The sequence below is a fragment of the Streptomyces sp. NBC_01077 genome (assembly GCF_045162855.1).
Taxonomy (GTDB): Bacteria; Actinomycetota; Actinomycetes; order Streptomycetales; family Streptomycetaceae; genus Streptomyces.
In genome coordinates, this window is sequence record NZ_CP108669.1 from 5,817,551 (window position 1) to 5,837,538 (window position 19,988).

A 19,988-nucleotide genomic window follows, 5' to 3' on the forward strand; every position below is an offset into this window, starting at 1 on the left:
GTATGGAAGCAGCGCACCCGCCCGTCTCCGGCGCGACCCTCGCCATCGACTCCCCCCAGCAGATGCAGGAGCTCGGCCGCCGCCTCGCGAAGATCCTCCGCCCCGGCGACCTCGTCATGCTCACCGGTGAGCTCGGCGCCGGGAAGACCACGTTCACCCGGGGCCTCGGCGAGGGCCTCGGCGTGCGCGGTGCCGTCACCTCCCCGACCTTCGTCATCGCCCGCGTCCACCCGTCCCTGGTCGGCGGCCCGGCCCTGGTGCACGTCGACGCGTACCGGCTCGGCGGCGGTCTCGACGAGATGGAGGACCTCGACCTGGACGTCTCGCTGCCCGAGTCGGTGGTGGTCGTCGAGTGGGGTGACGGGAAGGTCGAGGAGCTGACGGACGACCGGCTGCACCTGCTGATCCACCGGGTGACCGGCGACACCGACGACGACCGGCGCACGGTCGTGCTGCGCGGGATCGGCTCGCGCTGGGCCGACGAGGACCTGGGCGCGCTCTGAGGACGTCGGCGCACGGTGCGGACAGGCGCCGACCGGTGAGGCCGTGCTCCGACCGGCCGTACGCGGGGCCGCCCGGACGTACGTAGTTTCCGACAACGTGTCGGGAAGGTGTTGCGTCGTTCGTACGTGCCGTGGTGACATGGATGCACGAGCTGGTTAGGTGAACCTAACCTACGGGAGGCATGCATGGCGACGCCGAAGCGCGCGGAACCCGTCCGGCACCACGTCTCGATGAGTGAACTGCTGGCGTCCTGCGCGGCCGCCCGCGCCGTGTCGACCCCGCCGGGCGTCCGCCCGGACCGGGCGGACGAGGAGCGCGGGGCGAGGGCCGGACAGGTCGAGCGGATCGTGCGGGTCGTACGCGACAGAGCCGCTTAGCCCTTCGCGACGAGGCCCTACGCGACGACGATCACCTTCGCGCCGATCACCGCGAACGTCCACAGTGCGTCCCCGTCGGCCCGCTTCATGCGGATGCCGCCCGTCTTCTTCGTCGGGTCCGGGCTCGGCGTCGAACCGTCGACCGCCGCGCTGAAGCCGATCGCCACGTCCTGGGCCGTCGCGAACCGCACCACGTGCTCGATCTGCACGCCGTCCGAGCCGCGGACCGAGCCCGAGCGGGAGGTCACGCTGTACGCGCCCGTCGCCGGGTCCACCGTGCTCGGCATCACCGTGAACGTCCGGGTGGCCTTGCCCTTCGCGTCGACCAGCCACACCCGGCGGTCGGCGAGCGCGTAGACGACCCGCTCACCGCTGCCGGAGGCCGCCGGGACGGCGAGGGGGTTCTTCGCCGGCTGCTTCGGGCCGCCGCTCGGCGAGACCGAGGGGGCGGAGGTGCCGGGCGTCCGGGGCTTCACGGACACATCGGCGGGGGCGTTCGCCGAGGCCTGGTAGGCGAGGAAGCAGACCGCGGCGACGGCCGCCGCCGTGAGCCCGGCCACGAATCCCGAGCTGCTCCGTGCCACCGTGCCCACCTCTCGTACGAACGTATCGAAGGGTGACGGTAGCAGCCGGGGGAGCGAGGGGCGGGGCACCGTGCCCGGGAGCCGTAGGCTGTTCGCGTGCTGTTGCTCGCCATGGATACCGCCACCCCCGCCGTCACCGTCGCCCTCCACGACGGCGAGGCCGTCGTCGCCTCGTCGAGCCAGGTCGACGCCCGCCGCCACGGGGAGCTCCTGCTGCCCGCCGTCGACCGGGTCCTCAAGGAGGCCGGGCTGAAGCTCGACGCGGTCACCGGGATCGTCGTCGGCGTCGGCCCCGGGCCGTACACCGGCCTCCGGGTCGGTCTCGTCACGGCCGCCGCCTTCTCCTCCGCGCTCGGCGTCCCGGTGCACGGTCTGTGCACCCTCGACGGCCTCGCGTACGCCTCCGGGATCGACGAGCCCTTCGCCGTCGCCACGGACGCGCGCCGCAAGGAGGTCTACTGGGCGCGGTACGAGGACTCGCGTACGCGCGTGACCGACGCGGCCGTCGACCGGCCCGCCGAGATCGCCGAGCGGCTCGCCGGACTCCCCGTCGTCGGCGCGGGCGCCCGCCTCTACCCCGAGGCCTTCCCCGACGCCCGCGACCCCGAGCACCAGTCGGCGGCCGCGCTCGCCGCGCTCGCGGCGGAGAAGCTCGCGGCCGGAGACGACGGCTTCCTCGACCCGCTGCCGATGTATCTGCGCCGGCCCGACGCGCAGGTGCCGAAGAACTACAAGGTGGTCACCCCCAAGTGACCGGCGCCGTGGAACTGCGCGAGATGCGCTGGTGGGACATCGCACCGGTGCTGGCCCTAGAGGAGGAGCTGTTCCCCGAGGACGCCTGGTCGGCGGGGATGTTCTGGTCCGAGCTCGCGCACGCGCGCGGACCGCGGGCCACCCGCCGCTACATCGTCGCGGAGAACGGCGAAGGGAAACTCGTCGGGTACGCCGGGCTCGCCGCGGCCGGCGGACTCGGCGACGTGCAGACCATCGCCGTCGCCCGCGACCAGTGGGGCACGGGGCTCGGCGCCCGGCTCCTCACCGACCTGCTCCAGCACGCCACCGCCTTCGAGTGCGAAGAGGTTCTCCTCGAAGTGCGCGTGGACAACACCCGGGCCCAGAAGCTCTACGAGCGCTTCGGCTTCGAGCCCATCGGTTTCCGGCGCGGCTACTACCAGCCCGGAAACGTGGACGCGCTCGTGATGCGACTGACCGTTCAAGGAACTGAGACTGATTCTGATGGCTGCTGACGAACCGCTCGTACTCGGCATCGAGACCTCCTGCGACGAGACCGGCGTCGGCATCGTCCACGGGACCACGCTCCTCGCGGACGCCGTCGCGTCCAGCGTCGACACCCACGCGCGCTTCGGCGGCGTCGTGCCCGAGATCGCCTCCCGCGCCCACCTGGAGGCGATGGTCCCGACGATCGAGCGCGCCCTGAAGACGGCCGGGATCTCCGCCAAGGACCTCGACGGCATCGCGGTCACCGCCGGCCCCGGCCTCGCGGGCGCGCTGCTCGTCGGCGTCTCGGCGGCCAAGGCCTACGCGTACGCCCTCGGCAAGCCGCTCTACGGCGTCAACCACCTCGCCTCGCACATCTGCGTCGACCAGCTGGAGCACGGCAAGCTGCCCGAGCCGACGATGGCCCTGCTCGTCTCCGGCGGCCACTCCTCGCTGCTGCTCTCCTCCGACATCACCTCCGACGTGCGCCCCATGGGCGCCACCATCGACGACGCCGCCGGCGAGGCCTTCGACAAGATCGCCCGCGTCCTCGACCTCGGCTTCCCCGGCGGACCGGTCATCGACCGGCTCGCCAAGGAGGGCGACCCGGCCGCCATCGCGTTCCCGCGCGGTCTGAGCGGCTCCCGGGACCCCGCCTACGACTTCTCCTTCTCCGGCCTCAAGACCGCCGTGGCCCGCTGGATCGAGGCCAAGCGGGCGGCCGGCCAGGACGTGCCGGTACGGGACGTCGCCGCGTCCTTCCAGGAGGCGGTCGTCGACGTCCTCACCCGCAAGGCCGTCCGGGCCTGCAAGGACGAGGGCGTCGACCACCTGATGATCGGCGGCGGCGTCGCCGCCAACTCGCGGCTCCGCGCCCTCGCCCAGGAGCGCTGCGAGCGGGCCGGCATCCGGCTGCGGGTGCCCCGGCCCGGCCTGTGCACGGACAACGGAGCGATGGTCGCGGCCCTCGGCTCCGAGATGGTCGCCCGCAACCGGCCCGCCTCCGACCTGGAACTGTCGGCCGACTCGTCGCTGCCGGTGACGGACCCGCACGTGCCGGGGGCGCAGCACGATCATGCGCATGACCACGATCATGTGCACGAGGTCAGCAAGGAGAACCTCTACTCATGAGGCTGACCCTCATGTGGGAGGCGCGGGCCGCGCAGGGCCGGGGCGCCGAGCTCCTGGAATGGGCCAGGTCCCAGGTCCTCGCGTACGAGCCGCTGCGGCGGGAGATCCTGCGCGCGCCGCAGGACCGGGTGCTCGTCCTCACCTGGTGGGAGGCGGCGGCGTTCGACGCGGAGCTGCCCGAACTGCCCGAGCCGGAGGCCGAGCTCATCACCCGTCCGGTCCACCGCTGGCGCTTCGAGTCGGTCGAGACCTCCTGAGCAACCCCGGGGGCCGTTCGCGCATCCCCTAGGGCGTGGACAAGAAGATCGTGGTGTGGGCGGCGCTGACCGCCGTGGCTCTGTTGGTGACCGGCTGCGCGGTGGAGGAATCCGCCGCCACCCCCGTCCGGGGGACGGTCACCACCGCCCCTCCGGCGTCCCCGTCCGCCGGGGCCGCCGGTGACAAGGCCCCCGAGGCCGAGGCCGCAGCCGCGTACCGCCGCTGGGGGCTCAAGCCCTTCGCGGACCCGCCCGCCCCGCCCGCGGTCAAGCCGGTGACCCGCAAGCCGGGCGGCCCGGTCCCCGTCATCAGCGAGATACCCACCGACGAGAAGATCGTCTTCATCACGATCGACGACGGGGCGGAGAAGGACCCCGCGTTCGTCACGATGATGAAGGACCTCAAGGTCCCGGTCACGATGTTCCTCACGGACTCGGCGATCCGCGCCGACTACGCGTACTTCGCGCCGCTCGTCGCCCAGGGCCACGGGCTCGCCAACCACACCCTCACCCACCCCAACCTGCGCACCCTCCCCCAGGACGCCCAGCGCCGGGAGATATGCGGCCAGCAGACGAAGCTGGCGAAGCGGTACGGCACGACCCCGCGCCTCTTCCGCCCGCCCTACGGCAACTGGAACGAGGCCACGCGCGCGGCGGCGGGCGCGTGCGACGTCGACGCGATCGTGCTGTGGCGCGAGTCCATGCAGATCAAGAACATGCAGTACCAGCGCGGCGACAAGAAGCTGCACCCCGGCGACATCATCCTGGCCCACTTCCGCGGCCCGTCCGAGCTCAAGGGCCGGACGATGACCGAGATGACGGCCACGATGCTCCGCCGCATACAGGAGCAGGGCTTCACGGTGGCGCGGCTGGAGGACTACGTCTGAGAGGCCCCCGGCGAGGGTCACCGGATCGGATGAGGGTGTCGGGTTCCCGCTCGCTACGCTTGCCGTACGGTTCACAATCCCGGCCATGGGAGAACACATGACCGCCAGCGCATCCGATCAGCCGCTGATCCCGCAGCCACCGTCGACCGTCACCGCGCTGCGGCAGGCGGTGGCGCAGATCGCCCCGGCGTCGCTGCCGGCCTTCACCCGTGAGCTGGACCAGGCGGCGGACCAGGCCCGTCTCGGATCGGATCTCGCGCCGTTGCGCCGTTTCACCGCGCACTGGGCCGTGTACGTCCACATTCAGCGTCAGCCGGGGGTGGCTGCGCGCTTCCGGGAGCTCGAATCGGTGGTCGCGATCGGCGAAGCGGATCAGGTGCGGGAGGCCGCGGCGCAGCTGGGCCGCATGCTCGACGACGCCCGGGGCGCGCTGTCGAGGACCGGCGGTGAGTGAGCGCTGGCGCTGGGAGTACGACCCTGACAGTGCCCACGTCGCCGTGGGTGTCCCGGTGCCGGTGGTCGCTGAGGTCGAGCGGTTGACGTCCCAGTTGGTGGACCTGGCCGAGATGGGCGTGGACGTCGGTGACCTGGGGTGGGGGAGGGGCCGAGGTCTGGAGGCCTGCGGCGCATGGATGCGGCCGGGGGCTGGTTCTACTTCCTCGCCGCGCCGAGGGCGCGGCTGATCGTGGTCGTGCGGATCATCCCGCCGTTCGACAGCCTCTGAGGGCCCCGGGGCGCGCCTGGACGACGGTGTCTGGAAAAACCTTCCGCGAGTCGTCGATGCGGGCTTCTTCCGTTCGACGTATGTGTGGAAGGCGGGGAACGGCCCCGCCACCGCACCATCGAGGAGTCGTCATGCCCCGCTTCCTGTCCCTCGTCCGCATCGAGGAGAACACCATCGACATGGAGAGCGCCGACCCCGGCTTCGAGCAGCGGATGGGTGCGCTCTTCGAGGAGATCACCAAGGCCGGCGCCATGGTCGACACCGCCGGGCTCAAGCCGACTGCCGAGTCCACCCGGATCACCTGGTCGGACGGGAAGCTGTCGTTCACCGACGGACCGTTCACCGAGACCAAGGAGGTCGTCGGCGGCTACGCCATGCTGCAGTGCAAGGACATGGCCGAGGCCGTCGAGTGGGGGAAGCGCTTCCTCGCCGTCCACCCGCCGCAGTGGAAGGTCGGTCTGGAGGTCCGCGAGGTCGAGGAGATGCCGGAAGGCTGACCCGGACCCCGGACCCCGGACCCCCGGACCCCCGGACCCGGGTCCCCGCGGTGTGCTGTCATGTGAGACGTGACGGCACAGACGGTCGAGGAGACGCTGGAGACGGTCTTCCGCATGGAGTCGGCGCGGATCATCGCCACGGTGGCGCGGATCGTCCGAGACGTCGGCATCGCCGAGGAGATCGCCCAGGACGCGCTCGTCGCCGCCCTGGAGCAGTGGCCGCGGACAGGAGTCCCCGAGCGGCCCGGAGCCTGGCTGACGGTCGCCGCCAAGCACCGGGCCGTCGACCTCGTGCGGCGGCGCGAGACGTACGCGCGGAAGCTCGCGGAGGTGGGCCGGGCGCTCACGGAGGAGTCGTACGACCCCGAGCCCTCGGGCCCCGGCGACATCGACGACGACGTGCTGCGGCTGATCTTCACCGCCTGCCACCCGGTGCTCTCCGCCGAGGCCCGGGCGGCCCTCACGCTGCGGCTCGTCGGCGGGCTCCGTACGGACGAGATCGCCCGCGCCTTCCTCGTACCGGAGGCGACCGTCGCGGCGCGGATCACGCGCGCCAAGCGGGCCCTCGCTAAGGCGGGCGTGGAGTTCGAGGTGCCGTACGGGGAGGACCGGGAGGCTCGGCTCGGCTCCGTCCTGGAGGTCGTCTACCTGATCTTCAACGAGGGATACGCGGCGACCGCCGGCGACGATCTGCTGCGGCCGGATCTGTGCGAGGAAGCGCTGCGGCTCGCCCGGGTCCTCGCCGCGCTCGTACCGCAGGAGAGCGAAGCACAGGGCCTGGTCGCCCTGTTGGAGCTCCAGGCCTCCCGGGCGGCGGCCAGGACCGGGCCCGACGGGCGGCCGGTGCTGCTCGCCGCGCAGGACCGGCGGCGCTGGAACGGGCTGCTCGTCCGGCGCGGGTACGCCGCCCTGGAGCGGGCCGGGGACGGGCGCTCGTACGGGCCGTACGCCCTCCAGGCGGCCATCGCCGCCCTCCATGCGCGGGCCTCCTCGTACGAGGAGACGGACTGGGCGACGATCGCCGCGCTCTACGGGAAGCTGGCCGCCCTGACGCCCTCACCGGTCGTCGAACTGAACCGGGCGGTCGCCGTGTCGATGGCCGAGGGCCCCGCGGCGGCGCTCCCGATCGTCGACGCCCTGGCCGCCGAACCGGGCCTGGCGCGCTACCACTTGCTGCCGAGCGTACGGGGCGATCTGCTGGCCCGCCTCGGACGGGCGGAGGAGGCGCGGAAGGAGTTCGAGCGGGCGGCGGAGCTCACCCGCAACGAGAGCGAACGGGAGCTGCTGCGGGGGAAGGCGCGGGAGTTGGAGGCGTCGTGACGCACCCGTAGGGTGCTTGGCATGTCCCCGCGCAATCCGCTTCCTCCGCCGCCCCCGCCCGCCGAGCTCCAGAGCTGGCCCGACCGGGAGGCGCGGCTCGCCGACCGGGCGCTGGCGCTGGACGAGCTGAGCAGGCGTCTGCTCGGCGGCGCGCGGCTCACGCTGTTCCTGCTCTGGTTCCTCATGCTCGAACTGGGCTGGGGGCTGATCGGCGTCCTGCTCACCTCGCTCGGCGGACCGATCCTCGACCCGTTCGCGATGATGGCGGGTCTCTTCGCGGCTGCCCTCGGCATCGGGGTCCTCGTCCCGGCCGTGTGGCTGACGATCCGCAGCCTGCGGCAGGACCGGAGGGTCCGCGATCGCCTCGCCCAGTGGGCGGCGCTGGACCGGCACGGCCCGACGGACGCCCGGCTGCGCGCGCCCGTCCTCAGCGTCTGCTGGCTGCTGCTGTCCTTCGCGATGTGCGGGCTCGGCCTCTGGATGGGCTTCGCGGTCCCCCTGGGCGTCAGCCGCGACGACGGCTACGGCCTGGTCGCGTACGGCATGGGCGTCGCCCTGATCCTCTGGATCACCGGCCTCACGGGCCTGGTGAAGGCCTTCGGGCACTACCGCCTGGCGGTACGGCTGACGGGCCGGCGGCCGTCGCTCACGTCCTGAGCGGTGCAGCTCAGCGGCTCACCGGGGCACCCGTTCACCGGCCGCCCGCCGGCCGGCCGATCAGCATCGTCGGTGCTCCCGCCACCCGTGTGAGCAGGACCGTCGCCGCGTTCGGGCCCTTCGGCTTCACCTTGCGGCGGATCTCCTCGGGTTCGACCGCCGAGCCACGCTTCTTCACCGTCAGGGTGCCGACTTCGCGTTCCCTCAGCAGGGCCTTCAACTTCTTCAGGTTGAAGGGGAGCTCGTCGGTGATCTCGTACGCGGCGGCGTACGGGGTCGGGACGAGTTCGTCCGCCGTGATGTACGCGATCGTCTCGTCGATCAGGCCGCCGGCCAGGTCCTCCGCCACCTCGGCGACGAGATGCGCGCGGATGACCGCGCCGTCCGGCTCGTAGAGGTAGCGGCCGACCGGGCGGACCGCCGGGTCGGGGAGGCCGCGGCCGGTGAGGCCCGCGCCCGAGGGCAGCAGGGTGGCGCGCCGGGCGCCCGGTTCCGTGCCGAACCAGAGGACGGCCTCCTTGACGTCCCCGCCGTCCGAGATCCACTCGGCCTCGGCCTCTGCGGGGACCGCCTCGTGCGGGATCCCCGGGGCCACCTTCAGGGCCGCGTGCGGGGCCTTGCGGGCCGCCTCGACCGCCCAGGAGAGCGGCGGGGAGTACGCCTCGGGGTCGAAGATCCGGCCCCGGCCGCCGCGCCGCGCCGGGTCGACGAAGACCGCGTCGTACGGGGCGGTGTCGATGTCGGTGACGTCCGCGCACCGCACCTCGATCAGCTCCGCGAGACCGAGCGCCTCGGCGTTGGCGCGGGCCACCTCGGCCGTCAGCGGGTCGCGGTCCACGGCCAGGACCGTGATCCCGGCGCGCGCGAGCGCGATCGCGTCGCCGCCGATCCCGGAGCAGAGGTCCGCGACGCTCCGGACCCCGAGCACCTTCATCCGGGCCGCCCGGTAGGTGCCGACCGAGGCGCGCGTCGACTGCTCGACGCCGTTCGGCGTGAAGTACATCCGGTACGCGTCCTCCGCGCCGAACTTCGCCACTGCCCGCTGCCGCAGCCGCGCCTGTCCGATGGCCGCCGTGACCAGCTCGGCGGGGTGGTCACGGCGCAGCCGGGAGGCGACCGCCAGCTCCTGGGCGGGGTCGTAGTCGCGCAGGGCGGTGAGGAGCGTCTGCCCCTCGGCGGTGAGCAGGGGGGCGAAGGAGGCGAGGTCGGTCACCCGTCCCATTGTGGGCCCTGTGGTGCTGTGGGCCGGCCGGGGGACCGAGGGCACGTACGGCGGTGTCGTACCCCGGAGAGGGGCTCCCGCGCTGACAGGATGCGGCGCCATACGACTCGTACGACAAAAGGACTAGAAGATGGCAAAAGGTGTGCACGGTTCGTCTCGGGCGCTCGGGGCGGTGCTCGTCGTCGCCGCCCTCGTCTCCGCCGCCACCGCCTGCTCCGACGGCACCGAGCCGGACCGCGGCGCGCCCGCCCCCGCCGCCGGGCAGCAGGCCCGGGGGCAGGGCGCGGCCGGCGCGCTCAACGCGTACGTCGACAAGGTCCGCAAGCAGCGCGCCGCCCGTGTGCTCGCCGCCAAGAAGTGGGGCCTCGCCAAGCCCCCGCTCGAAGCCCCGGCCCCGCCCGCCGTCAAGCCGAAGATCACCACCCGCAAGGGCTTCGAGACGGACGGTGAAGGCCTTCCGCCCGTCTTCACCACCGTGCCGACCAAGCAGAAGATCGTCTTCCTGACGATCGACGACGGCGCGGAGAAGGACCCCGAGCTGCTGCGGATGATGAAGGAGCTGCGGATCCCCTTCAGCGCCTTCCTCAGCGACTACGTCGTCAAGGACGACTACGGCTACTTCTCCCGGATGCAGAAGTCGCAGGAGGCGGGGATCTCCCTCCACAACCACACCCTCAACCACCGCTACCTGCCCGGACTCTCGTACAGCCGGCAGAAGCGCGAGATCTGCGGCATGCAGGACGTCATCGAGAAACGGTTCGGCAAGCGGCCTCCGCTCTTCCGCCCGCCGTACGGCAACTACAACGAGGACACTCTGCGCGCCGCCAAGACCTGCGGCGTCAAGGCGGTCCCGCTGTGGGCGTCCGAGGCCTTCCCCGACCACATGGAGTGGCGCGAGTGGGACCGGGACCTGCACCCCGGCGACATCGTCCTCACCCACTTCCGGGGCAAGGAGGACTGGAAGGGCACCATGCCCGACATGATCCGCCGGGTGATGAACGTGATCACGGCCAAGGGGTACGCGGTCGCGAAGCTCGAGGACTACGTATGAGCCCGCGCCGGGTGCGGCCCCTCGTGGCGGCCGTCCTCCTGCTCGGTCTGACCGGCTGCGCCTCCGCGGTGGACCCGATCGAGCGCCTCGGCCGGAAGACGGTGGAACAGGTCAGGGAACGGGACGCCGCGGACCGCGCACACGTCCGGGCCGAGCGGCCCCGGGGCTGAGGCGGAAGGGGTTCGTCGCGCCCTCGCCGTATCGAGACCGAATCGCCACACGGCACGGAATTGGCACTCCGCTTGACCGAGTGCTAACCGCGGTCATAGTCTCGGCTCTGGCACTCCCCACTGGAGAGTGCCAACACAGCGACGGGCAGGTCCGGCACCCGCGACGACGGATCCACCTGGTCGCCACCTCAGACAGTTAACCCCGAGATCTCCGAAGGGGGAGGTCGGATCGTGACGACCACCAGCTCCAAGGTTGCCATCAAGCCGCTCGAGGACCGCATTGTGGTCCAGCCGCTCGACGCCGAGCAGACCACCGCCTCTGGCCTGGTCATTCCGGACACCGCCAAGGAGAAGCCCCAGGAGGGCGTCGTCCTGGCCGTGGGCCCGGGTCGCTTCGAGAACGGCGAGCGTCTGCCGCTCGACGTCAAGGCCGGCGACATCGTGCTGTACAGCAAGTACGGCGGCACCGAGGTGAAGTACAACGGCGAGGAGTACCTCGTCCTCTCGGCTCGCGACGTGCTCGCGATCGTCGAGAAGTAATTCACCGACGTACTGAAGTACCGAAGTACCGAGCACCAAGCAGATGCTCAGAGCTGCGCCCCGAGGCCCCTTCCAGGCGCCCCGGGGCGCGGTTCGTTCCACCCCGATTCCGAGAGGGCTGAACCGCTCCCATGGCGAAGATCCTGAAGTTCGACGAGGACGCCCGTCGCGCCCTTGAGCGCGGCGTCAACAAGCTTGCCGACACGGTGAAGGTGACGATCGGCCCCAAGGGCCGCAACGTCGTCATCGACAAGAAGTTCGGCGCCCCCACCATCACCAACGACGGTGTCACGATCGCCCGCGAGGTCGAGATCGAGGACCCGTTCGAGAACCTCGGCGCCCAGCTGGTGAAGGAGGTGGCGACCAAGACCAACGACGTCGCGGGTGACGGCACCACCACCGCCACCGTGCTCGCCCAGGCCCTGGTCCGCGAGGGTCTGCGCAACGTCGCCGCCGGCGCCTCCCCGGCCGCCCTGAAGAAGGGCATCGACGCCGCGGTCAAGGCCGTGTCCGAGGAGCTCCTCGCGACCGCCCGCCCGATCGAGGACAAGTCCGACATCGCCGCCGTGGCCGCGCTCTCCGCGCAGGACCAGCAGGTCGGCGAGCTCATCGCCGAGGCGATGGACAAGGTCGGCAAGGACGGTGTCATCACCGTCGAGGAGTCCAACACCTTCGGCCTGGAGCTGGAGTTCACCGAGGGCATGGCCTTCGACAAGGGCTACCTCTCGCCGTACATGGTCTCCGACCAGGAGCGTATGGAGGCCGTCCTCGACGACCCGTACATCCTGATCAACCAGGGCAAGATCTCCTCGATCCAGGACCTGCTGCCCATCCTGGAGAAGGTCATCCAGGCCGGCGCCGGCAAGCCGCTGCTGATCATCTCCGAGGACGTCGAGGGCGAGGCCCTGTCGACCCTGGTCGTGAACAAGATCCGTGGCACCTTCAACGCCGTGGCCGTCAAGGCCCCCGGCTTCGGTGACCGCCGCAAGGCCATGCTCGGCGACATCGCCACCCTCACCGGTGCGACCGTCATCGCCGAGGAGGTCGGCCTCAAGCTCGACCAGGCCGGTCTGGACGTGCTCGGCACCGCCCGCCGCGTCACCATCACCAAGGACGACACCACGATCGTCGACGGTGGCGGCGACTCCTCCGAGGTGCTGGGCCGCGTCAACCAGATCAAGGCCGAGATCGAGTCCACGGACTCCGACTGGGACCGCGAGAAGCTCCAGGAGCGCCTCGCGAAGCTGGCCGGCGGCGTGTGCGTGATCAAGGTCGGCGCCGCCACCGAGGTGGAGCTGAAGGAGAAGAAGCACCGTCTCGAGGACGCCATCTCCGCGACCCGCGCCGCGGTCGAGGAGGGCATCGTCTCCGGCGGTGGCTCCGCGCTCGTCCACGCCGTCAAGGTCCTCGAGGACAACCTCGGCAAGACCGGCGACGAGGCCACGGGTGTCGCGGTCGTCCGCCGCGCCGCCGTCGAGCCGCTGCGCTGGATCGCCGAGAACGCCGGCCTCGAGGGCTACGTCATCACCTCGAAGGTGGCGGAGCTCGACAAGGGCCAGGGCTTCAACGCCGCGACCGGCGAGTACGGCGACCTGGTCAAGGCCGGCGTCATCGACCCGGTGAAGGTGACGCGCTCCGCCCTGGAGAACGCCGCCTCGATCGCCTCCCTCCTCCTCACCACCGAGACCCTCGTGGTGGAGAAGAAGGAAGAGGAGCCGGCGGACCACGGCCACGGTCACGGCCACTCGCACTGACGCGTGTCGTGACTGATCGTCGTAACTGATCGCCGAGGCCCGGTGCCCCCGTCGCGGGGGCACCGGGCCTCGGCGTTCCTCCCCCGCTGTCCCTCCACCGCGCTATCCCTCCACGGCGCCGAGCTGCGCCATGAGGCCGAGCATGTCGTACTGCCACCAGTCCTCGACGATCTTCCCGTCGTCCCGGAAGCGGTGGATGATCGTCCCGGTCATGGTCACGTCCATGCCGGTCGGCTGGAGCCCCATGAAGTCCCCGGTGTGGCTGCCCTTCCAGGTCCAGCGGGTGCAGACCCGGTCGCCCTCGGCGATCTGGTCGTCGACGGTGAAGGCGAAGTCGAAGCCGGCCCGCCACATCTCCACATCGCGCCGGATCGCGTCCATGCCGATGGTGTCCTGAGCATTGGCCGGATTGTGGTCGTGGCACCCCTCGGCGAGTACCTCGTCGAGCAGCGCGAGCTCCGGCTCGACCGCGATCATCTCCAGGAAGCGCCGGGCATTGGCCTTGTACAGCGCCTCGTCCCGGACCACGTCCAGGTCGGTGAAGGTCGGCATCTCGTCACAGAGCGCGACCATCTCCCGGAAGATCCGATCGGTCTCGGGGAGCTGCGAGTTCCGCATCGCCACGTCGTAGGACGGGAACTCGACGATCTCCACAAGATGCGAGGAATCGGCCCGGTCCTTGCCGAGGATGCTGTGGGTGGCAGTCCGCTTGCCCTGGGACTGCTCGATCCACAGGTCCATGAGCCGGCTCATGTCGTCGACCCGGCTGGTCTTGAAGTCGATGATCTGCGTGAACGTCATGACGCCTCCCGACCCAGGTGGGATCTTTCCAGTCTAGGACCGGGGGCGGGGGATGCCCTGGCAGCATGGGGGCGTGGAGCGGGGGATCAGGGTCGAGAACGACGCGGGCATCGTGGTCATCGGCGACGGCAACCGGGTCGTGGCGGCGCCGGTGCCCGAGGTCCGCTCGGCCTACCGGGAACAGGTCCGCAGGATCGCCCCGCCCGAACTCGTCGGCCGCGAACGGGAGCTGGCCGAGCTCGCGGAGTTCTGCCGTGCCGATCCCGGGCCGGCGTACGCGTACTGGCGGGCGGACGCCTGGGCCGGGAAGACGGCGCTGATGGCGTGGTTCGCCCTCGCCCCGCCCCCCGGTGTGCGGATCGTCCCCTTCTTCGTCACCGCCCGCCTCGGCGCCCAGAACGACGTCGCCGCGTACACGGACGTCGTTCTGGAGCAGCTCGCGGAACTGGCGGGCGAGGGCCTGCCCGCGCTCCTGACGGCCGCGACCCGCGAGGCCCACCTGCTCCGGCTGTACGCCTCGGCGGCCTCGGCCTGCGCGGCGCGCGGCGAACGACTGGTCCTCCTCGTCGACGGCCTCGACGAGGACCGGGGCGTGACGACGGGAGCGGACGCCCACTCGATCGCGAGCCTGCTGCCGTACGACCTCCGGGTGATCGTCTCGGGCCGGCTGAACCCGCCCCTCCCGGCGGACGTCCCCGAGAACCATCCGCTGCGCGACCCGGCGGTCGTCCGCGTCCTGGCGCCGTCCCCGGAGGCCCGCGCGATCCGCGTCGAGGCCGAGCGCGAGCTGAAGCACCTCCTGGAGGCGGGCGGTCTCCCGTACGACCTGCTCGCCCTGGTCACGGCGGCGGGCGGCGGCCTCACGGCGGACGACCTGGTGGAGCTGACGGGCGCGGTGCCGTACCGGGTGAAGGACGTGCTGCAGACGGGGCCGGGCCGGACCTTCGCGCGACGGGGCGAGGCGTATCTGCTCGCGCACGAGGAACTGGTCGCCGGAGCACGGGAGATGCTGGGGGAGCGGGAACTCGCCCGGTGGCGGGCGGTGCTGTACGCCTGGGCGGACCGCTGGCGGGAGCGGGGCTGGCCGGAGGGGACCCCGGACTACCTGCTGCACGGGTACGTGCCGATGCTGCGGGCGGAGGGGGACGGGGAGCGGCTGGTGGTCTGCGCGGTGGACGAGCGGCGCCATCTGCGGCTGCTGGCCGCGACGGGGGGTGACGCGGCGGCGCTGGGGGAGATCGGAGCGGCGGAGGACGCGGTCCTGGGCGAGGCGGACGGTGCGGACCCGGTCCGGTCCGCGTTGCGGCTCGCGATGGGCAGGTCGAGGCTGTCGCGGGACAGCGGAAGCGTGCCCCTCGCGCTCCTGGAGGGCTGGGCCGCTGTCGGGGCTCCGGACCGGGCCGTGGCGCTCGCCCGGAGCCTCAAGGGGCCCCGTGCGATCGACGGACTGTGCGTCGTGGCGGGCAAGCTGCTGGACGCGGGGGCTCCGGAGCGGGCCATGGAGCTCGCCGACGAGGCGGAGAGGCTTGCGGAGGCGCTGCCGGCCGACGGCTTCCACGGGGAGCCGGCGGCCACCGTCACCCGGCTGCTCGGCCGGCTCGGCGCGTACGACCGTGCGGAGCGGCTGCTGAGGACGATCACCTCCACCGGTGCCCGAGGAGCCCGTCGTGCGCTGGTGGACGGACTGCTCGCGGTGGGGCGGTACGAACAGGCCGTCGCCCTGGGGCGGGAAGAGCCGGAGGACGGACTCGGAGCGGATGTACGGGCCGGCATCGTCGAGGCGCTGGTCCGCGCCGGGCACGTCGCCGAGGCGGAACGGGAGGCGTACCGGCAGGGGAACGAGCCCGGTGCGCGCGCCGTCGTGCTGCTGCGGGCCTCGGTGGCACTGCGCGAGGCCGGACACCGGGACGCCGCGGGCGCCGCGTTGCGGGAGGCGATGGTGGAGCGGACGCGCATGGGCCCCCGCAGGTCCGGCGTGTTCTTCTCCTTCCTGCTCGACGCCCTCGTCGCGGCGGGAGAGATCGCGGCGGCGCGTGAGGACGGCGACGACGGGGGAGCCGCCGTCTTCGCCTCGGCGCTGATCAGAAACGGCCGGTGGGAGGAGGCCCTGGAGGTCGCCGGGGCCATGGAGGGCACCGAATGGGTCCTCGTGCGCGCGCGTGCCGCCCGTGCGCTGGCACTGACCGGCGCCGTCGAGCAGGCCATGGCTCTCGCCCCGGAGGGGGAGATGCCCTGGGAGGACCCTTGGCCGGCCATCGTCTCTGCCCTGCTGGCGCGTGGAGACCTCGATGCGGTCGCCCCGCTGTGCGGACGGCTCGTCGACAGGCCCGCGTGGTGGTGGAGAGGGGTCGGCGAGCGCTCCGAGCGTGTCCGGGCGTTGGACGCCTTCCTGCGCCGACTGGTCGCGGAGGGCGCCGTCGGCCGCGCCCGGGCGCTGGTCGACGGGATAGAGGAGAACACGGAGGCCCTCGCCGTGTTCGCAGAGGTGCTGTACGACGCCGGCCACGCTGCCGAGGCCCGGGGCATGCTCGCGGCGGAGGAGAGGAGGAGCCGGGTGCCTCCCCGCGAGAGCCTCGTCAAGGACCTGGTGGCGCTCGCCCGGGCCCTCGGGGAGGCCGGCCGGCGTGATGACGCGGCGCACCTGCTCCGGGCCGTGGAGGGCGAGCCGGACCTGGACCCTGCGGACACCGTCCCCGCGGCGCTCGCGGCGGGACGGGTGGAGTGGGCGGAGACCCTCGCTCGGGGAGGGTCCGGGTTCCAGCAGCGGATCCTGCTTCCCCGGGTCGTCGCGGGCTACGCGGCCGAGGGGGCGTTCGACCGTGCCCTGCGCCTGGTCGAGCGGCCGGACGCGCCGCCGAACCTCCTCCCGGATGCTGTCGCGGCCTTCGCGGAAGCGGGCGCCTGGGACCGGGCGCTGGACCTGGCGTCCAGGCGGACCTGGGTGCCGGACGTGATGGAGATGTGTGCCCGGATGGCTCTGGAGTCCGTGCGCCAGGGCCGCCCCGACGAGGCCCGTGAGTTCCTGGAGGCCGTGCACGGGCTGGTGACGGCGGACCTGCCGGTGCCGCTCGATGCCGTACGGGCCGACTACGCACTGGGGAGGAACCTCCGGGCCCTCTTCGGGGCCGATTCCCTGGTGCGACTGCGGCGGCCCCGTGTCACGGAGCTCGCGATGGTCCTCATGGGCGCGTACGACGAGGCGCTCGACTTCTTCCGGTCCTGGAACCCGGGGCCGGTGGGGCACGGCCTCGCCGACCTCGTCGCCGAGTACCTGCGCGCTGCCCGGTACGGCCACGCCGCCGCCCTCCTCGGCGGCATGCACCACCTGGGCCCGGCCTGCGGGGAGGCGTACGCCCTCCTGGCCCGCGCCGAGCCCGATCCCGCCCTGGCCCGGCGCTGGGCCGTCCTCGCGCTCCGGCTCGGGAACTGGCGGTCCGTGCTGCCGGACGTGCTCGCCGTCGACCCGGGCTCGGTCCCGCTGGTCCTGGAGGAGGCCGACCGCCTACGCCGAGCGCTGGAGGTCTGACGCCCGGACCTCCTCCGTGAACGGTTCGCCCCTCCCGTACCGCGCCACCTCCTCCAGCGCCTGGTCCGTCATGCGGTGGAGTTCGTTGCCGAGGGAGCCCGCCACGTGCGGGGTGAGGAGGACGTTCGGGAGGGTGTAGAGGGGGGAGTCGGGGGGCGGGAGTTCCGGGTTCGTCACGTCCAGGATCGCGTGGAGGCGGCCCGCGACGAGGTGGGGGAGGAGGGCGGACTCGTCGATCAGCGAGCCCCGGGACGTGTTGATCAGGGTCGCCCCGTCCGGCATCGCCGCCAGCTGCGCCGCCCCGATCATGCGCTCCGTGGAGGGGAGTTGGGGCGCGTGGACCGACACGACCGTGCTGCGGGCGCACAGCTCGTCGAGGTTCGCCACCAGTTCCACGCCGGGGGGCGGGACGTCGACGTACGGGTCGTACAGGAGGATCTCGATGTCGAAGGGGCGCAGCAGGTCGATCACCCTGCGGCCGATGCGGGACGCGCCCACGAGGCCGACCGTGCGGCGGTAGTTGCCCCAGGTGGCGGACTCGGTGAGCCATGCGTGGTCGGCGCGGAGTTCCGCGTACCGCTGGGCGGAGCCGAGGACCCGCTTCCCCGCGAAGAGGATCGCGGCGAGCGTGTACTCCGCCACCGGCAGCGCGTTGGCCGCGGCGGCGGAGGTGACGCGGAGGCCCCGGTCCCAGCAGGCCTCGGTGATGTGGTGCTTGACCGAGCCGGCCGCGTGGACCACGGCCCGCAGGCGGGGTGCGCGGTCCAGGATCTCGTCGGTCAGCGGGGTCGCTCCCCAGCAGGTGAGGAGGATCTCGGCCTCGGCGAGGGCAGCGGCGACCCGCGGGTCCGGGGCCGTCAGGTCGTGCGCCACCAGATACGGGTCGGTGCGGGTGAGGGTCGCGAGGCGGGTGCGGTGGGCGTCCGTGAGGAGGCGTTCGGCTACGCCCTCGCCCATCGCGAGCAGCAGCGCGGGGCGGTTGTCAGTGGTCGGGTGCATCGTGGTACCTGAGCTCCTCACTTGACGCTGCCGGCCGTCAGACCGGCCTTCCAGTGGCGCTGGAGGGAGACGAAGGCGACGACGAGGGGGACGACGGCGAGCAGGGATCCGGTGACGACGAGGGGGTAGAAGTCGGGTTCGGCGTGGGCGTTGCTGTTCCACGCGTACAGGCCGAGGCTGAGCGGGTAGAGCTTCTGGTCCGACAACATCACCAGGGGGAGGAAGAAGTTGTTCCAGACGGCGGTGAACTGGAAGAGGAAGACGGTCACGAAGCCGGGCATGACCATGCGCAGACCGATGGACCAGAAGACGCGCAGTTCGCCCGCCCCGTCGATACGGGCTGCCTCCAGGGCCTCGTCGGGGATGTAGCCGGCGCAGAAGACCCGGGACAGGTAGACGCCGAAGGGGTTGACGAGGACGGGGATCAGGACGGCCCAGTAGGTGTTGACGACGCCGACCTCACTGGCCAGCAGGTACATCGGCAGGGCGAGCGCGGTGGTGGGGACGAGCACGCCCAGGAGGACGAGGCCGAAGAGCTTCTCCTTGCCCCGGAAGTCGTAGACGTGGAAGGCGTATCCGGCGGCGACGCTGACGAACGAGCAGGCGAGGGCGCCGAGTCCGGCGTAGAGCAGGCTGTTCAGGTACCAGTGGAAGTAGATGCCGTCGTTGTACTCGGCGAGCCGGGTGAGGTTGCCGCCCAGGTCGAAGCCCTCGAAGGAGAAGGCGTTTCCGGCGAGGAGGCCGCCGGCGTCCTTGGTGGCGGCCGTGAGCAGCCAGACCAGCGGGAAGAGCATGTAGACGACGGCGAGGACGAGGGCGCCGTTGACGGCCGCCTTGGAGAGCCAGACGGTGCCGGTGCGGGGCTTGCTCATGCCGTGCGCTCCTTCCGGGCCGCCCGGCGGCCCGTCAGCCGCGTCACCGCGAACGACAGCAGTGCCGCCGTGAGGGCGAGGAGTACGGACGCCGCCGCGGCGAGCCCGTAGTCGTTGCGGTCGAAGGCCGCGGTGTAGGCGTACATGTTCGGCGTCCAGGTGGAGGTGACGGCGGAGCCGGTGCCCTTGTTGAGGATCAGCGGCTCGGTGAAGAGCTGGAGGGAGCCGATGATCGTGAAGAGGCCGACCATCGCGAGCGAGGCCTTGACGAGCGGGACCTTGACGGAGAAGGCGATGCGCCAGGCGCCGGCCCCGTCGACGGTGGCCGCTTCGAGGACGGAGCGGTCGATGGCCTGGAGGGCCGCGTAGAAGATGACCATGTTGTAGCCGAGCCACTCCCACAGGGCGATGTTGACCACGGAGGGCAGGGCGCCTTCGGGGGAGAAGAAGTCGAAGCCGATGCCTCCGGCCTCCATGGCCTGGACGACCGGGCTGAGTTGGGGCGTGTAGAGGTAGACCCAGATCAGCGCGGCGATGATGCCGGGGACGGCGTGCGGCAGGAAGAGCGCGAGCTGGAAGAAGCGGCGGGCGCGGGCGAGCGCCGAGTCGAGCAGGAGGGCGAGGCCGAGGGCTCCGGCGAGCAGCAGCGGGATGTAGAGCAGGCAGTATCCGAGCAGGACGCCGAAGCCCTCGCGGAAGGCCCGGTCACCCAGCGCCGCGGTGTAGTTGTCGAGGCCGGTGAAGACGGTCTCGGTGCCGCCGAAGCCCAGTCCGGACTGTTTCTCGGTGAAGAGGCTGAGCCAGACCGCGTATCCGATCGGCACCACCATCACCAGGGTGAACAGCAGGAAGAAGGGGGTCAGCAGGATCGTGGCGGCGCGGGTGCGGGCCTTCATC

Annotated in this window: 22 protein-coding genes; 16 read left to right on the top strand and 6 right to left on the bottom strand. The window is 72.0% G+C overall.

Annotated features, from left to right (window positions below; genetic code table 11):
- Positions 1-2 precede the first annotated feature (2 nt).
- Both tsaE and OG462_RS26480 read left to right on the top strand, forming a co-directional pair.
- Positions 3-503 (top strand): tRNA (adenosine(37)-N6)-threonylcarbamoyltransferase complex ATPase subunit type 1 TsaE, encoded by a 501-nt coding sequence (gene tsaE, locus OG462_RS26475; RefSeq protein ID WP_406061299.1) that lies wholly within the window; start codon positions 3-5, stop codon positions 501-503.
- Positions 504-689: 186 nt separating this feature from the next.
- Positions 690-881: a hypothetical protein gene (locus OG462_RS26480; RefSeq protein WP_406061300.1), complete on the top strand. Its 192-nt coding sequence runs from the start codon at positions 690-692 to the stop codon at positions 879-881.
- A 17-nt stretch (positions 882-898) separates the two neighbouring features.
- Here the strand turns inward: OG462_RS26480 and OG462_RS26485 are convergent, their stop codons facing one another.
- Complete coding sequence (locus OG462_RS26485; protein WP_406066721.1) at positions 899-1,441, bottom strand: hypothetical protein; 543 nt, start codon at positions 1,439-1,441, stop codon at positions 899-901.
- Between the two features lie 120 nt (positions 1,442-1,561).
- Here OG462_RS26485 and tsaB point away from each other — a divergent pair, with 120 nt between their 5' ends.
- The 9 genes from tsaB to OG462_RS26530 all read left to right on the top strand — a co-directional run bounded on the left by tsaB (position 1,562) and on the right by OG462_RS26530 (position 8,156).
- The gene (gene tsaB, locus OG462_RS26490) at positions 1,562-2,218 is read left to right on the top strand and encodes a tRNA (adenosine(37)-N6)-threonylcarbamoyltransferase complex dimerization subunit type 1 TsaB (RefSeq protein WP_406061301.1); all 657 of its coding nucleotides are present in this window, start codon (positions 1,562-1,564) and stop codon (positions 2,216-2,218) included.
- 23 nt (positions 2,219-2,241) lie between these two features.
- Positions 2,242-2,712, top strand: coding sequence for a ribosomal protein S18-alanine N-acetyltransferase (rimI, locus tag OG462_RS26495; protein WP_406066723.1), 471 nt, complete (start codon positions 2,242-2,244; stop codon positions 2,710-2,712).
- Positions 2,702-3,814, top strand: coding sequence for a tRNA (adenosine(37)-N6)-threonylcarbamoyltransferase complex transferase subunit TsaD (tsaD, locus tag OG462_RS26500; RefSeq protein WP_406061302.1), 1,113 nt, complete (start codon positions 2,702-2,704; stop codon positions 3,812-3,814). The genes rimI and tsaD overlap by 11 nt, the downstream gene beginning before the upstream one ends.
- Positions 3,811-4,071 (top strand): hypothetical protein, encoded by a 261-nt coding sequence (locus tag OG462_RS26505; RefSeq protein ID WP_406061303.1) that lies wholly within the window; start codon positions 3,811-3,813, stop codon positions 4,069-4,071. Before tsaD ends, OG462_RS26505 begins: the two co-directional genes overlap by 4 nt.
- A gap of 35 nt (positions 4,072-4,106) precedes the next feature.
- Positions 4,107-4,958 carry a polysaccharide deacetylase family protein gene (locus OG462_RS26510; RefSeq protein WP_406061305.1) on the top strand — a complete coding sequence of 284 codons (852 nt, stop codon included), beginning with the start codon at positions 4,107-4,109 and terminating at the stop codon, positions 4,956-4,958.
- Between the two features lie 97 nt (positions 4,959-5,055).
- Positions 5,056-5,412, top strand: coding sequence for a DUF6247 family protein (locus OG462_RS26515; protein WP_406066725.1), 357 nt, complete (start codon positions 5,056-5,058; stop codon positions 5,410-5,412).
- A 401-nt stretch (positions 5,413-5,813) separates the two neighbouring features.
- On the top strand, positions 5,814-6,179 hold the full coding sequence (locus OG462_RS26520) for a YciI family protein (protein ID WP_406061307.1): 366 nt from the start codon (positions 5,814-5,816) through the stop codon (positions 6,177-6,179).
- Positions 6,180-6,293: 114 nt separating this feature from the next.
- Positions 6,294-7,499 (top strand): RNA polymerase sigma factor, encoded by a 1,206-nt coding sequence (locus OG462_RS26525; protein ID WP_406066727.1) that lies wholly within the window; start codon positions 6,294-6,296, stop codon positions 7,497-7,499.
- Between the two features lie 21 nt (positions 7,500-7,520).
- Complete coding sequence (locus tag OG462_RS26530) at positions 7,521-8,156, top strand: hypothetical protein (protein ID WP_406061309.1); 636 nt, start codon at positions 7,521-7,523, stop codon at positions 8,154-8,156.
- Positions 8,157-8,190: 34 nt separating this feature from the next.
- Here OG462_RS26530 and OG462_RS26535 read toward each other — a convergent pair whose 3' ends face one another.
- The gene (locus tag OG462_RS26535) at positions 8,191-9,378 is read right to left on the bottom strand and encodes a THUMP-like domain-containing protein (RefSeq protein ID WP_406061311.1); all 1,188 of its coding nucleotides are present in this window, start codon (positions 9,376-9,378) and stop codon (positions 8,191-8,193) included.
- A gap of 130 nt (positions 9,379-9,508) precedes the next feature.
- Between OG462_RS26535 and OG462_RS26540 the strand changes: the two genes are divergently transcribed.
- From OG462_RS26540 to groL, 4 genes are all read left to right on the top strand, one after another.
- A complete protein-coding gene (locus OG462_RS26540; RefSeq protein ID WP_406061313.1) occupies positions 9,509-10,429 on the top strand; it encodes a polysaccharide deacetylase family protein in 921 nt (306 codons plus the stop codon).
- Positions 10,426-10,599, top strand: a complete 174-nt coding sequence (locus OG462_RS26545) for a hypothetical protein (RefSeq protein ID WP_406061314.1) — start codon at positions 10,426-10,428, stop codon at positions 10,597-10,599. Before OG462_RS26540 ends, OG462_RS26545 begins: the two co-directional genes overlap by 4 nt.
- 231 nt (positions 10,600-10,830) lie before the next feature.
- A complete protein-coding gene (groES, locus tag OG462_RS26550) occupies positions 10,831-11,139 on the top strand; it encodes a co-chaperone GroES (protein WP_362362055.1) in 309 nt (102 codons plus the stop codon).
- Between the two features lie 131 nt (positions 11,140-11,270).
- Complete coding sequence (gene groL, locus OG462_RS26555; protein ID WP_406061316.1) at positions 11,271-12,893, top strand: chaperonin GroEL; 1,623 nt, start codon at positions 11,271-11,273, stop codon at positions 12,891-12,893.
- 102 nt (positions 12,894-12,995) lie between these two features.
- Here the strand turns inward: groL and OG462_RS26560 are convergent, their stop codons facing one another.
- Positions 12,996-13,694, bottom strand: a complete 699-nt coding sequence (locus tag OG462_RS26560) for an ester cyclase (RefSeq protein WP_406061318.1) — start codon at positions 13,692-13,694, stop codon at positions 12,996-12,998.
- Positions 13,695-13,767: 73 nt separating this feature from the next.
- Here OG462_RS26560 and OG462_RS26565 point away from each other — a divergent pair, with 73 nt between their 5' ends.
- On the top strand, positions 13,768-17,220 hold the full coding sequence (locus tag OG462_RS26565) for a hypothetical protein (protein ID WP_406061319.1): 3,453 nt from the start codon (positions 13,768-13,770) through the stop codon (positions 17,218-17,220).
- Here the strand turns inward: OG462_RS26565 and OG462_RS26570 are convergent.
- From OG462_RS26570 to OG462_RS26580, 3 genes are read right to left on the bottom strand one after another with little or no spacing between them, the layout of a single operon-like run.
- The gene (locus tag OG462_RS26570; RefSeq protein ID WP_406061321.1) at positions 17,197-18,219 is read right to left on the bottom strand and encodes a hydroxyacid dehydrogenase; all 1,023 of its coding nucleotides are present in this window, start codon (positions 18,217-18,219) and stop codon (positions 17,197-17,199) included. The two genes, OG462_RS26565 and OG462_RS26570, sit on opposite strands and share 24 nt — an antisense overlap.
- A gap of 17 nt (positions 18,220-18,236) precedes the next feature.
- Positions 18,237-19,091 (bottom strand): carbohydrate ABC transporter permease, encoded by an 855-nt coding sequence (locus OG462_RS26575; protein WP_406061322.1) that lies wholly within the window; start codon positions 19,089-19,091, stop codon positions 18,237-18,239.
- Positions 19,088-19,987 carry a carbohydrate ABC transporter permease gene (locus OG462_RS26580; protein ID WP_406061323.1) on the bottom strand — a complete coding sequence of 300 codons (900 nt, stop codon included), beginning with the start codon at positions 19,985-19,987 and terminating at the stop codon, positions 19,088-19,090. Before OG462_RS26580 ends, OG462_RS26575 begins: the two co-directional genes overlap by 4 nt.
- Between the last annotated feature and the right edge of the window lies 1 nt (position 19,988).

Bases quoted from the DNA above. Each gene is read 5' to 3' on its own strand.
- tsaE (WP_406061299.1), top strand. From the start codon at position 3: ATGGAAGCAGCGCACCCGCCCGTCTCCGGCGCGACCCTCGCCATCGAC.
- OG462_RS26480 (WP_406061300.1), top strand. From the start codon at position 690: ATGGCGACGCCGAAGCGCGCGGAACCCGTCCGGCACCACGTCTCGATG.
- rimI (WP_406066723.1), top strand. From the start codon at position 2,242: ATGCGCTGGTGGGACATCGCACCGGTGCTGGCCCTAGAGGAGGAGCTG.
- tsaD (WP_406061302.1), top strand. From the start codon at position 2,702: ATGGCTGCTGACGAACCGCTCGTACTCGGCATCGAGACCTCCTGCGAC.
- OG462_RS26505 (WP_406061303.1), top strand. From the start codon at position 3,811: ATGAGGCTGACCCTCATGTGGGAGGCGCGGGCCGCGCAGGGCCGGGGC.
- OG462_RS26515 (WP_406066725.1), top strand. From the start codon at position 5,056: ATGACCGCCAGCGCATCCGATCAGCCGCTGATCCCGCAGCCACCGTCG.
- OG462_RS26520 (WP_406061307.1), top strand. From the start codon at position 5,814: ATGCCCCGCTTCCTGTCCCTCGTCCGCATCGAGGAGAACACCATCGAC.
- OG462_RS26525 (WP_406066727.1), top strand. From the start codon at position 6,294: ATGGAGTCGGCGCGGATCATCGCCACGGTGGCGCGGATCGTCCGAGAC.
- OG462_RS26530 (WP_406061309.1), top strand. From the start codon at position 7,521: ATGTCCCCGCGCAATCCGCTTCCTCCGCCGCCCCCGCCCGCCGAGCTC.
- OG462_RS26535 (WP_406061311.1), bottom strand. From the start codon at position 9,378: ATGGGACGGGTGACCGACCTCGCCTCCTTCGCCCCCCTGCTCACCGCC.
- OG462_RS26540 (WP_406061313.1), top strand. From the start codon at position 9,509: ATGGCAAAAGGTGTGCACGGTTCGTCTCGGGCGCTCGGGGCGGTGCTC.
- OG462_RS26545 (WP_406061314.1), top strand. From the start codon at position 10,426: ATGAGCCCGCGCCGGGTGCGGCCCCTCGTGGCGGCCGTCCTCCTGCTC.
- groL (WP_406061316.1), top strand. From the start codon at position 11,271: ATGGCGAAGATCCTGAAGTTCGACGAGGACGCCCGTCGCGCCCTTGAG.
- OG462_RS26560 (WP_406061318.1), bottom strand. From the start codon at position 13,694: ATGACGTTCACGCAGATCATCGACTTCAAGACCAGCCGGGTCGACGAC.
- OG462_RS26570 (WP_406061321.1), bottom strand. From the start codon at position 18,219: ATGCACCCGACCACTGACAACCGCCCCGCGCTGCTGCTCGCGATGGGC.
- OG462_RS26575 (WP_406061322.1), bottom strand. From the start codon at position 19,091: ATGAGCAAGCCCCGCACCGGCACCGTCTGGCTCTCCAAGGCGGCCGTC.
- OG462_RS26580 (WP_406061323.1), bottom strand. From the start codon at position 19,987: ATGAAGGCCCGCACCCGCGCCGCCACGATCCTGCTGACCCCCTTCTTC.